A 15,551-nucleotide genomic window follows, 5' to 3' on the forward strand; every position below is an offset into this window, starting at 1 on the left:
TCGGGCGTCAAGAATCACATCGGTAGGGTGCGGGAATGACTCAGGCAACGTCCACCCGGCGTCGATCCGGTCCGTCGAAAGGTGACCTGCGCGAGGCCGCGATCCTCGACGCGGCGCGCCGGCTCTTCGGCGAGCAGCCGTACGAGTCGGTCAGCATCGACGATCTCGCACGGGCGGCTGGTCTGTCGCGGACCGGGTTCTACTTCTATTTCCGTACGAAAGGGGCGGTTTTGACCGCGTTGATGTCGCGGTATTGGGAGACGCTGGGCGCGTCGCACGTCTGGTTCGACAGCGACGGACCCTCGCGCGAGTTGTTGCGCGAGCAGTTGCGGTCGTCGGCGTATCTGTGGCGGGAGCACGCCGGCGTGATGAAGTGCGCGCCGACCGCGGTCGCCACCTCGTCCGAGCTGCGCGACTTCATGACCCGGGTGAAGAGCCGCCAGGACGAACGCGCCTCCGACAAGATCAGCCGCGACCAGCGGGACGGAACGGCCACGACCAGCATCGCGGCGCCGCGGCTGGCCGAGATGATCTCCGCGATCCGGGACGCGCGGTACACCCAGCTGGCGAACGCGAGCGACGCCGATCTGGAAGCCGCCGTCGAGGACATCGCCGAGGCGATCCAGCGGCTGGTCTACGGCGGGTAACTCGCTTTCGCCGACGGTCGTCGATGGCCGATGATGCGGGCATGCCCGCCGCCAACGCCGCCTCACTGCAGGCGACGGCCGACGCCATGTCCCGGGTCGCGTCGGCGTCCGCGGTCATCCTCGTCGAGGGCATCACCGACCAGATCGCCCTGGAGACAGCCGCGACCTTTCTTTCCCGGGATCTTGCGGCCGAGCGCGTCGTGATCGTGCCGATCGGCGGCGCGCACGCGATCGGCCGCTTCGTGATGATGCTGCCGGCCGGGATGAGACGCGTCGGCCTGTGCGACCTGCAGGAGCAAGAGCTGTTCCGCGGCGAGCTGACCGATTTTCAGGTCTGCGCCGACGACCTGGAGGACGAGCTGATCCGCGCGGCCGGCACCGGCGCCGTCACCGCCCTCTTCGAGGCGGAGCGCGATCTGCGTTCGTTCCGCTCGTTCCAGAAACAACCGGCCTGGCGCGGCCAGGACCTCCAGGCGCAGATGCACCGCTTCATCCGCAGCAGTTCACGACGCAACCTTCGGTACGCACGACTGCTCACCGAAACGGCGAGCGGCCGAGGCGTCCTGCCCCGGCCACTCGCCGCGATCCTCGAAACCGTCCTCGAAACCGTTTGAGTTCAGAGGGTCGGGTAATCGGTGTAGCCACGGGCGTCCGGCGCGTAGAACGTGCTCGGGTCGGGAGCGTTCTCCGCCGCGTCGCCGGCCCAGCGGGCGACCAGATCGGGGTTGGCCAGAGCGGCGCGGCCGATCGCCACCGCTTCGGCGAGGCCGTCGTCGAGCAGGGCAAGCGCGGACTCCCTGGTGGTCGGCGTACCGAAGCCGGTGTTGACAATCGTCGGGGCAGCGGCCGCGTGCCGGACCTTCTGCACCAGCTCACCGGCCGGGTCGGCGTGCAGGATGTCGACGAACGCCAGGCCCAGCGGCGCGAGACCCTCGGCGAGCGCGGTGTACGTCGCGGCGACGTCGGCCGGGTCGGTCTCCAGCGCACCCTGGATGTTGTGCTCAGGCGAGATCCGCAGCCCGGTCCGGTCGGCGCCGATCGCACCGGCGACGGCGGTCAGGATCTCGACGGCGAGGCGGGCCCGGTTGGCCGGCGAGCCGCCGTACTCGTCGGTGCGGGTGTTCGACGCCGGCGAGAGGAACTGGTGCACGAGGTACCCGTTGGCGCTGTGGATCTCGACGCCGTCCAGGCCGGCCTCGATGGCGTTGCGAGCCGCGGCGACAAATCCGGCGACGATCCCGGGAATCTCGCCGGCGGTCAGCGCGTGCGGGACCGGGTGGTCGGCCTTGCTGTCGTCCGGCAGCCGGACCTCGCCGGGCGCCGCGATGGCGCTGGGCGCGACGATGCGGCCGGTGCCGGTGATCTCCGGGTGCGAGATCCGGCCCCCGTGCATGATCTGCATGACGATGGCGCCACCCTCGGCATGCACCGCGTCGGCGACCCGCCGCCAGCCCTCGACCTGCTCGGCGGTCTCGATGCCGGGCTGGCCGATCCAGGTCCGGCCTTCGCGGATCGGCCAGGTGCCCTCGGTGACGATCAGACCCATCGAGGCGCGCTGCCGGTAGTGCTCGACCAGCAGATCTCCGGGCACACCGTGCGCTCCGGCCCGGAGCCGGGTGAGCGGGGCCATCACCATGCGGTTGCGCAGGTTGACCGCGCCCAGGTTCAGGGGCGTGAACAGCTTCGACATGCGGTTCCTTCTCACAGGCGTTGTCCGGCGTTTTCCGACGGCACTAGGAACGGTAGATCAAAGTGGTACTCAGTCCCACTTTGATACGGGATAAGATCCTGTCGTGAAGGACACAGCGGCGAAGCCGTCCCTGCGCGAACGCACCCGGCAGGCGATGCGTGACGAGGTCAGCGCCATCGCGACGAGGCTCTTCGCCGAGCAGGGCTGCGACAACACCACGGTCGAGCAGATCGCCGCCGAGGCGGGCCTGTCGCGCACCACGTTCTTCCGGTACTTCGGCACCAAGGAGGACGTGGTCCTGACCTGGCTCGAAGACCTCGGGCCAATGCTCGCCGCAGCCTTCGCCGCCCGCCCGGCCACCGAGCATCCCTGGGTGTCGTTGCGGCACACCTTCGACCCGATCATCACGATGAACGCCGAGACGCCGGAGCGCTCCCTGGCCTTCCTCCGGATGATCGAGGGCAGCCCCACGATGAAGGCCCGCCACCGGGAGAAACAGCGCTGCTGGGAGGAGCTGCTGGTCCCCCTGGTAGCCACCCGCCTTTCCGGCGCCGCGGCCGCAGACTTGCCCACCGCCCTACCTACAGGCCCGTCCGCGGGCCCGTCCGACGGTCTGCCCGCCGGTCTGCCCGAGGGCCTGTCTACCGGTCTGCCCGCGAGCCTGTCCGCGGGCTTGTCCGCCGACCGGGATCCGGCGCCGCGCGCCCTGGTCGCCTCAGCGCTGGCCTGCCTGAACGCGGCGATGCAGGTCTGGGAGTCGTGCGACGGCGCTGTCTCCCGAAACGCGCTACTCGACCGCGCCATGAACGTCCTGCACCCCTGACCCCTTCGGACCAAGCAGCCCTGGCCGCCGGAACCCCGGTCGCCCAGCCCAGCCCAGCCCCGGAGTGTGTCGCCGCGCCCGTCTCGCGAGGGGTGTGTCGATTTCGGGTTCGATCCGCACCCGAACTCGACACACACGCCGCAGCCCGGCCACTCGTGTCGACTTGAGGTCCGCCCGGCACCCCACAAGGCCGTTGTCGGGCCTGGGCCGGCGGGGTTCTATCGCGTAGGTCTTCCTCGCCGCAGGACGAGCCGTAGCTCGGACGTGTTATGGCGCTGCGATGACGTGCCTGGTCTACGGCTTGTGTCCCCCAGCCGTAGTTCAGGCACCTTATGAGAGTCCTATGACCTATCTGAGCTACGGCTCGCCCTGCGATCGGCTCGACCTGCAAGCTCCTCGCTCTGTGGGCTGCTCGCTCTGTGGTCAGGTCCGGTATTCCGTGGGCCAAGGCCTAATTCGACACGCCGCGAGCGCCCCGCCGGTGCGTGTCGAATTAGGGCGCGTATCGAACCCGAAATCGACACACCCGCCTGACCCGCGCGACCCGCCGCTGACGAGGTCGTCGTGATTAGCCGGCTGTCGCTCACGGCTGTTGGCTGCACGCCACGGCGACCCTCCCGTACAGCCATCCCGAACCGGCTGGCCCTCACGGCTCCTGGCTGCACACCACGGCGACCCTCCGGTACAGCCAACCCGAACCGGCTGGCGCTCACGGCTGCTGGCTGGACGCCGCGGCGGCCGTGCTGTGCAGCCAGGCTTCGGGACAAACGGCGGCGGCCCCGAGACAGACCGCGGCGGCCCTGGAACAGACAACATCGGCCCCAGGACAGCGACGGCGGCACGGGAGAATGGGACAGACGGCGGCGGCCCCGCGACAGCGGCGGCGGCCTCGTCGAAGACGAACGGTGCCCCCGGGCGAAGACGAACGGTGCTCCCGGCTCATTCGAGCCGGGAGCACCGCGGGTTGACTGGTGTCAGCTGCCGCTGATCACGAACTGCGAGCCCGGCTGGGTGACGATGTTGCCGTCGGCTGAGTTGGTGATTGTGACGTTGGAGAGGACCGCGTTGCCGCGCGCCCCGCTCATCGCCAGGATCCCCGCCCCGTTGACCGACTTGTCGACTTTCACGTTGGTGATGGCGACGTTCGGCATGTTGCCGCCGCCGTTCTTGAACTGGATGCCGTCGTACGTCGAGTCCACGATGTCGGTGTCGCGGATCGTGACGCCGGTGATGTCCTTCGTCGAGGGGAACAGGGTGATCGCCCCGAACTCCTGGTCCTCGTTCCAGAATGCCCCGCCGGTGCGGTACAGACCGTTGTTCGCCAGCAGCGTGGTGCCGCCGAACGCGAGCGGGCTGTGGTCGGTCGCCAGCATGATGCCGGGGTAGTTCATCGTGTCGTAGATCAGGTTGTTCTGCGCGGAGTTGTTCGACCCGCCGTAGATGGCGATGCCGTTGGCCCGCCACGGCAGCTGGATGGTGTTGTTCAGGAAGTGGTTGTCGTGGTTGATGTCCACCGACTGGTCCTTCACGTACGGGTTCGCCCAGCTCGCGAGCGCGTCGTCGCCGTTGGTACGGAATGACGAGTTGAACACCCGTGAATTACGCGTCCCGTTGGAGAAGTTGATCCCGTCGGCGAACGTGTTCCGGATCCGCATACCGGTGAACTCGAGCCCGTCACCCGGGTTCCAGTAAGCAGGGGTGTCCGAGTAATCCCGCCCGACCCAGGCACCGACATTCACGTGCTCGATCCACACGTTACTGATCTTGGTGTTCCGACCGAACCGCCCGTTCAGACCATGACCCCGGTTCGCCCGGTTCTGCGTGTTGCCGAAAATCGCGATGTCCGAGATCTGGGTGTTGTCGTCGATGTCGAAGCCGACGTTGCCCTCGTGCGGGTGGTTGATCCCGCCGGTGGCGTTCTGCGGCTGGGTGTCGGAGTACAGCACCGAGTGCCACATGCCGGCGCCGCGGATCACCACGTTGCGCAGGCCCTTCTGGTTCCACTGTCCACGCGTGGGGTCGACCGACAGGATCTTCTGCTCCTGCCGCCACTGTCCGGCCGGGATCCAGACGCAGCTGATCACGCCGTTCTCGTCGTCGGCGACGGCCCGCTGGATGGCGGCGGTGTCGTCGGCGCCGTCGTTCGGCACCGCGCCGTACGTGGTGATCGAGGTGCAACCGGCCGGCTGCGAGACGGCGGGCGCCACCTGCTCCAGATCGACCAGGTCGATGATGTAGAACGCCGCCGAGTCACCGGCGTCGCGCTGCAGCTTGAAGCGGGTGCCGGCCGGGTACGACGACGCCAGCAGAGCGTGCGACTCGTCGAACAGCCGGCGGGCGTCCGGTCCGGGTGTGTTGGACAGCGACTCGGTGTCGTCGGTGGTGCCGTACAGCCAGCTGTTACGCGACGACAGGGTCAGCTTGCGGCTGAAGACGTCGTTGACGTACAGGCTGATCGTGGCGTCCTGACCGCCGCCGCTCGCGGAGTCCGGCACCGAGTTACGCACCACGATGGAGTTCGCCTGGTTCGTGGAGGTGAACTCGACGAACTGCCCGGTGCTGTTGAGCCGTACCGACTGGCGGCCGGAGGATTCCGTACCGAAGTTGGTGTGGCCGAACGTGCGCAGCTGGTCGGTCTGAACGAGGGTTCCCTGGTAACGAGCGGCCTCGGCTTCGTAAGACGTATACGGCACCGCGGCGCCACGTCCGACGACGATCGACTTGGTCAGGACGTTGTTGTTCTCGTTGGTCTCCGCGACCGTACCCGCGGAGTCGGCCGTCGCGGTGGCGGTGGCTCCGCCGCTGGTGGCCGTCCAGGTGCCGCCGATGGTGACGGTCGTGGTCGCCCCGGCCGCGATCGCCGGAGTCGCGCCGGTCAGCGTGGTGCTGCCGACGACCAGCCGGGTGGTGCTGGCGCCGGCTGCGCTCGTACCCCGGTTGGTGACCGCGACGGTGAAGCTCACCGCGGCGCCGGCCGCCGGGTTCGCCGGGGTGTTGCTGATCGCGGTGACCTGCAGGTCGGGTCCGGGCGCCTGGCTGACCACCAGCTGCGAGGACGCGGTGAACGTGTTGTTGTCGTTGTTCGTCTCGGCGACGGTGTTCGCCGGGTCGACGACCGCCGACACGGTGTAGCTGCCCTGCGCCTTCGTACCGGCACTGGCGGTGACGGTCGCCGCGGCACCCGCGGCCAGGGCCGGGACGTCGGCGGTGCCGGCGACGGTTCCGCCGAGCCGGAAGTCCAGCTTGGTGGCGGCGGACGCGGCCGTGCCGGAGTTGCGGACCACCGCGGACAGCGTGATCGCGCTGGTCTCGCTCGGCGCCGCCGGTGTCCAGGTGGCCGAGGTGACGACCAGGTCCGGGTTCGGCGCCCAGGCGCCGATCACCTGGAAGTCGGCGACCTGCCCACCGGGCGCGCCGGTGTTGCTGAAGAACTGCAGCCGTACGTCCGACGCGCTGCCGCTGACCGGAATCGTGACGGTGTTCTGGTTGGTCGACGGGTTGAAGCCGTAGTCCGCGCGGGCCTTCAGCTCGGTGAAACCGGTGGCGGTTCCGGCCCGGCCGAGGACCTGGATGTTCTGGGTACGCGCACCCCAGGCCGCGTCCGGGTTCAGCTTGACGACGACGCCGGTAAGGGAGGCGTCGGCGCCCAGCTTCACGGTGAGTGTGGACGGGAAGCCGGTGGACTCCCAGTAACTGCTCACGCTGGTGTCGTTGGCGTTCGCTGCCACGAAGTTGAACGTCGACGACGACGCCTCGATCGGCTTGCTCAGCGCCAGATTCGAGCCGGTCGGCGGGTCAGGATCGGGGTCGGGATCGACGGGGCCACTCGGGCCGTACACCTCGAACTCGGCGAGCTGGCCCGCCGGCCAGCCGGTGTTGGCGGTGACGTTGACCCGCACGTACCGGACGCTCGCCGAGGTGAAACCGATGGTGACGGTGTTGCCGGTCGCCGGGTCGAAGACCCGGCCGGCCGAGGCCGAGAGCGTGCTGAAGCTGGATCCGTTCGTGCTGCCCTGCACGCTCAGCGTCTGCGTGCGGGTGGCCCACGCGGTCGCCGGCGGCAGTTTGAGGATCACCTGGTCGACCGTGGCGGTGGCGCCGAGGTCGACCTGCACCCATTGCGGGAATGATCCGTTCGGGCTCTCCCAATAACTCTGCTGGTTACCGTCGGTGACGGCGGAGGCGGGTTGCGCGCCGAGGGATCCGCTGGCGGAGGCGGCTTTGCCGGCGGCCAGGTTGGGTCCGGCGGCGTTCGCTGCCGGCGGCGACATGCCGAGGACGATCATGCCGGCCGCGACGACCGCGGCGAGGAATCTGCTGCGTCTCATGGGTTCCGTCCTGTGCGGGGCGGGAGCGGGGGAAGACGGTGCTGAGATATTGCGACGCTCTTGGAACAAATTTCCGGCTCCTTGCCAAGTTCTTTCAGCAAGGGGCATTCAATGTTTCAGATGCGTCACCAGTTCGTCAACGACTGCGATCGATACTTTGCGAGCCCAAGATCAAGACCCAGATCAAGCCCCTTGGGTACGCACAAAGCAGAGCGGGTCGTCACGACAAGTGCCGTGACGACCCGCTCAGGCGGAGGAGCGTTGCCGCGCCCCTACAACAGAACCGGCAGCAGCGCGCAGTTGGAGATCGCCGGGACGCCCGCGAGCCGCAGGGTGAGCCAGTCGACGGCGGTGCCCTGGTCGGTGAGCAGCGGACCGAAATGGTTCAGCAGCGGGCTGCCCGAGTCGGCGAGCAGGATCGGGTCGTAGACGACCTTTCCACCGCGCCGGCACCAGTCGGCGGCGAGAGTGCGCGCCTGGCCGTGGGCGACCAGGTTGTCGCTCACCCCGGTGGCCACCCGGACCACGCCGACCGGCTTGCGGGTGCCGATCAGCTGATCGCCGATGGCGGCCTTCAGGACGGGTTCGGCCGCGATGATCGACGCCAGCGACTGACCGCTCCTGGTCCACCCGGTGCTGCGCTTGTTCGCGTACCCGAAGAGCGCGTCGCCGACGCACATGGTGGACAGATCCGCGAGCGCGGCCCGGCCGGCGTCGTTGAGGTAGGAGTCGACGAGCGGCTTCAGCGCCGGCACGGTCTGGGTGAACCCGTTGATCGACCAGCCCAGCGCGCCGACCAGCTCGGTGCCGTCGATCGCGGCGACGACGTCGATCAGGTTGGCCGGCGGCGCACCGGCGTACGTCGCGGTGAGCTTGACGTCGGGCGCGTACGTCGGCTGCAGCTCGGCGGCCGACGCGACAGCGCCGCCGCCCTGGCTGTACCCGTAGAGTCCGACGGCCGAGGCCGCGGTGACCGAGGTGCCGGTCAGCTTCTTGGCGGCGCGGGCGGCGTCGAGCACGGCATGCCCGGAGTCGACGCGGCCGACGTAGGTGTGCAGCCGGTCCGTCGTACCGAGTCCCGGGTAGTCGGTCTGCACCACCGCGATGCCCTTGGCGAGCAGCCGGTAGATCGCCAGGATCTCGTACCCGATCGACACCGTCGAACGTTCCTGACCGATGCCGAGGATCAGGCCCTTCTCCAGCGCGAGCGAGGTCGAGCACTGGTCGCCCTGGCCCATGGTCCCGGGCGCGAGCACGACCAGCGGCCGCGATCCGGAACCACGCCAGGCGGCGGCCGGCTCGATGTAGGCACCGGTGACGGCGACCGGGCCGCCGCCCGCGTCGGTCGACTTGTACATGATCCGGGTCGCGCTGCCGGGCAGGGTGCCGGTGATGCCGGGCAAGGAGAGAGCGAGCTTGAGCGGTTGGGTGCGGATCAGCGTGCCGTCGGCCGCGGGCAGGTCTGCCGGCGGGTCGTAGAACGCGGGGATCGTGATCCCCCGGGAAACAGCGGCCTGCGCCGGGACCGCCGCAACCGTCGTGGCGGCGACGGTTGCGGCGAGAATCGCTACGGACATGCGGAAACGACCGGACATGTGCCCTCCACTGACTCGGTTTTCAGTCATCGAAATCGATGGGAAACCGTGCGGTTACCGGAAGGTAACTTCAGGAACCGAGACAAACCAGAGGGATGTTTTCTCACTCTCGCGCGGCGGCCACCCGGTGCGGGACGGGTACGAAGACCAGGTGCCGCGCCGGCTCGACGGCGTCGGCGAGGTCGTCGACACGCTGCTCCACCTGCCGGTCGAACGGCGTGAGCCGGCGCTCGTGCTGATCGAGGTGGTCCGCCCAGGACGCCACCCGGTACCGCTCGGTCAGCAGCGCCGGATCGGCCGCGTCACGCAGCAGCGCCCAGTGCGTCGCGCCGATGCGCAGGCGGCTGGTGCGCAGGTTCTCGATCGCTTCGAGGAAGTCCTCCAGGTGCTCCGGGGACACGTGATAGCGGACGACGATCTCCAGCGGATCGTCGGAGCCGGCACTCTCCTTCGCCGGCGAGGTGTCGTACGGGACAGCGGTCCGGTCGCCGATGTCGGTGCGGTGCAGCGGCAGCCACAACCCGGCCACCGTGGTCGCGAGCAGCAGCAATCCGGCGACGGCGAACGTGGTGCCGAGGCCGATCCAGGTGGTGACGACACCCCAGGCGGCGGCACTGCCGGCGAACGTCGCGAACAGCACCATCTGGTACACCGACAGGGCGCGGGCGCGGACCCAGTCGGGCAGGAACGCCTGGGTGGCGGCGTTCAGGCCGGCGATCACCGCGATCCAGGCCACGCCGACGGGCAGCAGGATGATCGACGCCTCGATCAGGTTGCGGGAGAACGCCAGGGCGATCAGACCGGCGCCGTAGACCACGCCGGCCACGGTGAGCTGCAGCGATGGTGACATCTTGTCGCGTACCAGGGGCAGCAGGAGCGCGCCGGCGACAGCGCCGACACCACCGGCGGCGAGCAGGATGCCGTACCCGGACGCGCCAAGGCCGAGGTGGCGTTCGGCCAGCGGGGCGAGCAGGGCCCAGAGCACGTTGGCGGGCACGGCGAACATCACCAGGCGCAGCAGAATCCGGCGGACCACCGGGGCGTAGGTGACGTAACGGCCACCGGCTTCGAGAGTGGACCAGCTCGTTGCGCGTACCCCTGAAGTGGCTTTTGATCTTTGGGAAGGGGTGGCCGCGAGGGCGGCGCCGAAGAGGACGAAGGAGAGCGCGTTGAGCGCGAAGAGCCAGGGAACGCCCAGGTGGGCGAGGAGAAGACCGGCGATCGCCGGACCGACCGCGCGGGCCAGATTGACGCCGAGCGAGCTGAGCGTCGCGCCCTGACCGACCTCGGTACGAGGCAGCAGATCCGAGACGAAGGACTGGTACGCGGGCAGCTGGACCGCAGCGCCGCAGCCCAGCAGGAACGTGAAGGCCAGCAGCAGCTCCGGTGAGGTGTGCCCGGCCGCGGTGAGCACCGCCAGCAGCCCGGCGAGTACGGCCTGGACGGCCTGCGCCGCGAGCAGCAGCCGCCGCCGGTCGAGGAAGTCGGCCACCACACCGGCCGGGATGACCAGCAGGAGAACCGGCAGGCTGGAGGCGCTCTGCACGAGGGAGACCAGCAGGCTGGAGCTGTGCTGTTCGAGCAGCAGCCATTGGCCGCCGACGGTCTGCATCCAGGTGCCGACATTGGCGATGAAGGCGGCGATCCACACCACGCGGAACACCGGGCGGCGCAGCGGCGCCCACGCACCGGCGGCGCTCATCGGGTTCCGCCTGCCGGCCGCGTCCACAGCCATACGGTCGTCGCCAGGGACACCGCTGCCGGGATGAACCAGGCGGTGTTACCGATCGCGTTGGCGGTCACCCCGGCCAGGACGCAGCCGATGGTGAAGCCGGCGAGCAGCGGCCAGGTGTTGCCGAACGCGGTGGCCGCCGCTTGCCGGTCACCTCTGGCGACAGCGAGCCTGACCAGGGCGATCGTCGCCGAGACGACGTTGCCGGTCATCACCGCCGTGGACGGCGCCGGTGCCACGAGCAGGTGCAGCAGCGAGTTCTGCAGGGCCATCGCGCAGACCGCGAGGAGCAGCGTCGCCAGGTTCGCGCCGGACAGGGCGGCCGCGATCAGCAGCACGGTCTGCCCGCACAGCAGCCACCGCTGGACCGCGAGGTCCTCGTGGAAGCGCAACGCCAGCAGGGTCGCCGCGGCTGTCGCCAGGATGAACACCGGGATGGTGAGCAGCGGGCCGAGATCCGGGGTGCGTCCCCGGGCCACGTCGGCGACGAAGACCACCAGGTTGCCGGTGATGTGTGCGGTGAAGACGCCGTGCAGCAGCAGCCATCCGAGGCAGTCGGAGAGGCCGGCGATGAGGCTGAGCAGGCCGGTGGTCAGTTGTCTGGTGGTCATGACGCGCCCTTGCGGTTGTTGATCAGACGCCAGGCGGTGATCGGCAGCAGCAGGCCGATGACCATGGCAAGGAGGATGACGACGGCGGTCGCGGCGTCCTGCGCACCGGTTACCAGCAGCGCGGCGGCGTCACCCTTGGCGAACGCGAGCTGCGCGAGCGCACTCGCGGCCCGGAAGACATAGACCCCGGGAATCAGGCAGACCACCGCGGCGAAGCCGACGGCTGCGAAGGGTACGCGGTACCGGCGCGCCACCGGGATGAGCAGCACCCCGGCCAGCAGGCAGGCGATTCCGGCGCCGATCGCCAGGTTGACGTGCCAGACGGTGAGGGCGTACCAGCGCACCGCGTGGACCAGCGCGCCGACGGCGGCCGACCAGGCGGCGATCCGCAGCCGCGCCGAATAGAAGATCAGGTAACAGGGCGCGACCACGCCGGCCGCGAGGGCGTCGAGCCACCAGGAGATCTCCCGGCCCGGCGCGGTCGCCGGCAACGACTCGCCACCAAGGGCGAGGCCGATGAGCAGGCCGGCCGAGATGCCCAGCAGGATCAGCCCGGCGTAGATCAGCCGGGTCGTGCCGAGCCGCAGCCGCATGGCCGCGAGGTCGAGGGCGCCGTTGAGCAGGTGCGGGCCGGGTACCAGCACCATGCACGGGCAGACGACGACCAGGCGCAGGTCGGAGCTGAGATTCAGGCGTACCGCGATCGCGCCGATCACCCCGGCGAGCAGGGCGGCCGCGAAGGCCTGGGCGACCGCGCCGGCGCCGTATCTGCCCAGCCCGCGCCGCAGCAGGGCGCCGAGCCCCGCCGCGGCGCAGACGGCGAGCAGAGCCGGCCAGTGCCGGATGCCGAAGATGACGGCCAGCCCGCCCGCGCCGACCACGGCGGCCAGGGTGAACAGCAGTGTTCCGGCGGCGGGCAGGTCGCGGGCCTGGCGTACCCGATCCGCGAAGCCCTCGGGCGTGACCCGCTGGTTTTCCAGATCGTCGATGGCCTGCGTGGTGGCCTCGACCCGGGCCATGTTGATCGACAGCGGCGTTGCCTTGATGCTTTCCACTGGTCTCAGGGCCGCTGTGTCCCAGGTGAACTCCGGGGTCAGCGGGTGGCCGAGCGCCGCGCCGGCCCGTTTCACCGCCGTGATCGAATCCTCGGTCTCGTTGCCGTTGGCGTGCAGCACCGCGGCGGCGGTGAGGAGGCCGTCATCCATGGTGTGCCTAGGCCCCTTCGACGCCGTCGCCGACCATGGCGAGCGGGTTGACGATCTTGTCGAAGGTCTCCTCGTCAACCTTGCCGGAGGCGAGCGCCGCCTCCTTGAGCGTGGTCCCCTCGGCGATGGCCGACTCGGCGATGTGCGCGGAGTTCTGGTACCCGATGACCGGGCTCAGCGCGGTCACCAGCATCACGCTCTCCGCGACGTACTCGGCGACCTTCTTCTCGTTGACCTGCGTTCCCTCGACCGAGAACGTGCGGAACTTCTCGCAGCCGTCGGCGAGGATCCGCGCCGAGTGCAGGAAGTTGTTGATGATCACCGGGCGCATCGCGTTCAGCTCGAAGTTGCCCTGCGAGCCGGCGAACGCGATCGCCGAGTCGTCACCGAGCACCTGGATCGCGATCATCACGATCGCCTCGCACTGTGTCGGGTTCACCTTGCCCGGCATGATCGAGGAGCCCGGCTCGTTCTGCGGCAGCAGCAACTCCGCGAACCCGGTCCGCGGGCCGGACGCCAGCCAGCGCATGTCGTTGGCGATCTTCATGAGGGCGACGGCGAGGCCGCGCAGCCCGGCGCTGGCCCGCACCATCGGGTCGAGCGAGCCCTGCGCCGCGAACTTGTTCGGTGCCGTCACGAACGGCTTCCCGAGCAGCTCAGCGATCTTGGCGGCGACGTCCTTCGAGAAGCCTTTCGGCGCGTTCAGGCCGGTGCCGACCGCGGTGCCGCCGACGGCGAGTTCGAGCAGTCCCTCCCGGACGTGGCGGATCTCGGCGATGCAGGCGCGCAGCTGGGCCGCGTACCCGGACCATTCCTGACCGACGGTCAGCGGGACCGCGTCCTCCAGGTGGGTACGCCCGATCTTGACGATCGAGTCCCACTGCTGCGCCTTCGCCTCGATGGCCTCGGTGAGCGCCTCGACCTTGGGCAGCAGGACGTCGTCGAGCATCCGTACGGCCGCGACGTGCATCGCCGTGGGGAACGTGTCGTTGCTGCTCTGTCCCATGTTGACGTCGTCGTTCGGACCGACCGGGTGCTGGCTGCCGAGGTCACCGCCGAGCAGCTGGATGCTCCGGTTGGAGAGGACCTCGTTGACGTTCATGTTGGACTGGGTGCCGGAGCCGGTCTGCCACACGTACAGCGGGAACTCGGCGTCCAGCTTGCCGTCGATCGTCTCGTCGGCGGCCCGCACGATCGCGGCGGCCTTCCACTCGGGCAGCCGGCCGGCCGCCTCGTTGACCAGGGCACATGCTTTCTTGACGTACCCGTACGCGTGGTAGACCTCGATCGGCATGTGGTCGTCGCCGATCGAGAAGTGGATGAGGGAACGCTGGGTCTGCGCGCCCCAGTAGTGCCCGGCGGGAACGTCGACGTCCCCCATGCTGTCGAATTCGGTCCGGCTACCGGTGGCGCTGATGCCGATCGGCACGTCGCGAAGCTGCGGGTCGGTCATGGCTGTTCCCCTCGTCAAAGTTTCTTGATGAGAGGAGCAGACCAATCGTCAGTGCACGATCAGTGCGTCCGATGTGCACTTGTCGATCTAGCAGGAATTCCTCGGATCAGTGGCAGGCAGGCGAGCATCGCAGCACCGGCCGCAAGCAGCCCGATCCGGTATCCGGCCGCCGCCGCTGTCCCTGCCGCCGGTGCCGCTGTTGTTGCTGCCGCCGCTGTTGCTGCTGCTGCCGCTGTTGCTGCCGCTAGTGCGCCGAGTAGGGCGAGGCCGGTGGCTGCGCCGAGTTCCTGCGCCGAGTTGAGCAGGCCGGACGCCACGCCCTGGCGGTCGCCGGGCACGCCGGTGGTGCCGGCGACGAACATCGGGGCGTAGGACAGACCGCTCCCGAGAGCGACCAGCAGCAGCGGTACGAGGGCATCCCGAAGGTAGCTGCCGTCGGCAGGCAGGCGCGCCAGCAGGAACATCCCGGCGGCCAGCAACAGGAAACCCCAGGTCAGCAGCGCACGGGGACCAAAGCGGCTGACCAGCGCACCGGCCCGCGGCGAGACGATCAGGACGACCAGGGTGACCGGGGCGAACGCCAGCCCGACCAGGACAGCTGGATAGCCCAGGATCTCCTGGAGGTACATCGTCGTGAAGAACAGCGTCGCACCGAGTGCCCCCGCATTGACGGCAAGCAGGAGATTGGCCCGGCCGACGGCGGCGGTACGCAGCAGGGTCGCGTCCAGGATCGGATCCGGATGCCGCCGCTCCGCCACGGCGAACGCTGCCAGAAGAACGACGGCGACGACGGCGAGCCAGGGGCTCACGGTGAGCGCCAGAATCGCCGAGGCCAGACCGCCGGCCAGCAGAACAGCGCCACGCAGGTCAAGCGGTGTTCTGTCACGAGCTCGGCTCTCGGTCAGATGGCAGCGGGCGGCGGCGATCACGGCCACGCCGATCGGCACGTTGATCAGGAAGATCCAGCGCCAGCCGAGCGTGCTGGTGATCAGCCCGCCGAGCAGCTGACCGCCGATCGCGCCGGCCGACCCGACGGCACCCCAGTACCCGAGCGCCCGGTTGCGGCCGGCGCCCTCGGCGAACGCCGTCGTCAGCAGCGCCAGCGCGGCCGGGGCGACCATCGCCGCGCCGACACCCTGCGCGGCCCGGGCGGCGAGCAACTGCCACTCGCTCTGCGCCAGACCCGTGGCGAAAGAGGCGACGGTGAACAGCGACAACCCGTACAGAAAAAGGCGCCGCCGCCCCAAGAGATCCCCGGCCCGTCCGAAAACGATCAGCAAACTGCCGAACGTGAGGGTGTAGGCGATCGCGACGAGCACGATCCGCTCGTCGGGGATGCCGAGGTCGGCGCGGATCGCGGGGACGGCCACGTTCACCACCACGACGTCGATGATCAGCATCGCCTGTGCAGCGCAGAGCAGCAGAAGGGTCACGTCGCCAAATTACTTTATGTACGTTCGTAAAGTA

11 protein-coding genes are annotated in these 15,551 nt (G+C 69.3%); 3 read left to right on the plus strand and 8 right to left on the minus strand.

Features of this window, described 5'->3' with window-relative positions; all coding sequences use genetic code 11:
- Positions 1 to 35 precede the first annotated feature (35 nt).
- Positions 36 to 647 carry a TetR/AcrR family transcriptional regulator gene (locus B0I29_RS32025; protein ID WP_111652838.1) on the plus strand — a complete coding sequence of 204 codons (612 nt, stop codon included), beginning with the start codon at positions 36 to 38 and terminating at the stop codon, positions 645 to 647.
- Positions 648 to 688: 41 nt separating this feature from the next.
- Positions 689 to 1,261 (plus strand): TOPRIM nucleotidyl transferase/hydrolase domain-containing protein, encoded by a 573-nt coding sequence (locus tag B0I29_RS32030; protein ID WP_111652839.1) that lies wholly within the window; start codon positions 689 to 691, stop codon positions 1,259 to 1,261.
- Positions 1,262 to 1,263: 2 nt separating this feature from the next.
- Here B0I29_RS32030 and B0I29_RS32035 read toward each other — a convergent pair whose 3' ends face one another.
- Entirely contained in the window at positions 1,264 to 2,337 is a 1,074-nt protein-coding gene (locus B0I29_RS32035; protein ID WP_111652840.1) for an alkene reductase, read from the minus strand.
- Between the two features lie 103 nt (positions 2,338 to 2,440).
- Here B0I29_RS32035 and B0I29_RS47030 point away from each other — a divergent pair, with 103 nt between their 5' ends.
- Positions 2,441 to 3,160 carry a TetR/AcrR family transcriptional regulator gene (locus B0I29_RS47030; protein ID WP_245972872.1) on the plus strand — a complete coding sequence of 240 codons (720 nt, stop codon included), beginning with the start codon at positions 2,441 to 2,443 and terminating at the stop codon, positions 3,158 to 3,160.
- A 974-nt stretch (positions 3,161 to 4,134) separates the two neighbouring features.
- Here B0I29_RS47030 and B0I29_RS32050 read toward each other — a convergent pair.
- From B0I29_RS32050 to B0I29_RS32080, 7 genes are all read right to left on the minus strand, one after another.
- Entirely contained in the window at positions 4,135 to 7,488 is a 3,354-nt protein-coding gene (locus B0I29_RS32050) for a CARDB domain-containing protein (protein WP_111652841.1), read from the minus strand.
- A gap of 272 nt (positions 7,489 to 7,760) precedes the next feature.
- Positions 7,761 to 9,083 carry a lipase family protein gene (locus B0I29_RS32055; protein WP_111652842.1) on the minus strand — a complete coding sequence of 441 codons (1,323 nt, stop codon included), beginning with the start codon at positions 9,081 to 9,083 and terminating at the stop codon, positions 7,761 to 7,763.
- Positions 9,084 to 9,186: 103 nt separating this feature from the next.
- A complete protein-coding gene (locus B0I29_RS32060; protein ID WP_181558071.1) occupies positions 9,187 to 10,785 on the minus strand; it encodes an MFS transporter in 1,599 nt (532 codons plus the stop codon).
- On the minus strand, positions 10,782 to 11,426 hold the full coding sequence (locus tag B0I29_RS32065; protein ID WP_111652844.1) for a YoaK family protein: 645 nt from the start codon (positions 11,424 to 11,426) through the stop codon (positions 10,782 to 10,784). The genes B0I29_RS32060 and B0I29_RS32065 overlap by 4 nt, the downstream gene beginning before the upstream one ends.
- Positions 11,423 to 12,631: a threonine/serine exporter family protein gene (locus tag B0I29_RS32070; protein WP_111652845.1), complete on the minus strand. Its 1,209-nt coding sequence runs from the start codon at positions 12,629 to 12,631 to the stop codon at positions 11,423 to 11,425. Before B0I29_RS32070 ends, B0I29_RS32065 begins: the two co-directional genes overlap by 4 nt.
- A 7-nt stretch (positions 12,632 to 12,638) precedes the next feature.
- Positions 12,639 to 14,084, minus strand: coding sequence for a class II fumarate hydratase (gene fumC, locus B0I29_RS32075; RefSeq protein WP_111652846.1), 1,446 nt, complete (start codon positions 14,082 to 14,084; stop codon positions 12,639 to 12,641).
- A gap of 59 nt (positions 14,085 to 14,143) precedes the next feature.
- A complete protein-coding gene (locus B0I29_RS32080; protein ID WP_111652847.1) occupies positions 14,144 to 15,517 on the minus strand; it encodes an MFS transporter in 1,374 nt (457 codons plus the stop codon).
- Positions 15,518 to 15,551 lie beyond the last annotated feature (34 nt).

Source organism: Actinoplanes lutulentus, from assembly GCF_003259845.1.
GTDB classification, from domain to species: Bacteria; Actinomycetota; Actinomycetes; order Mycobacteriales; family Micromonosporaceae; genus Actinoplanes; species Actinoplanes lutulentus.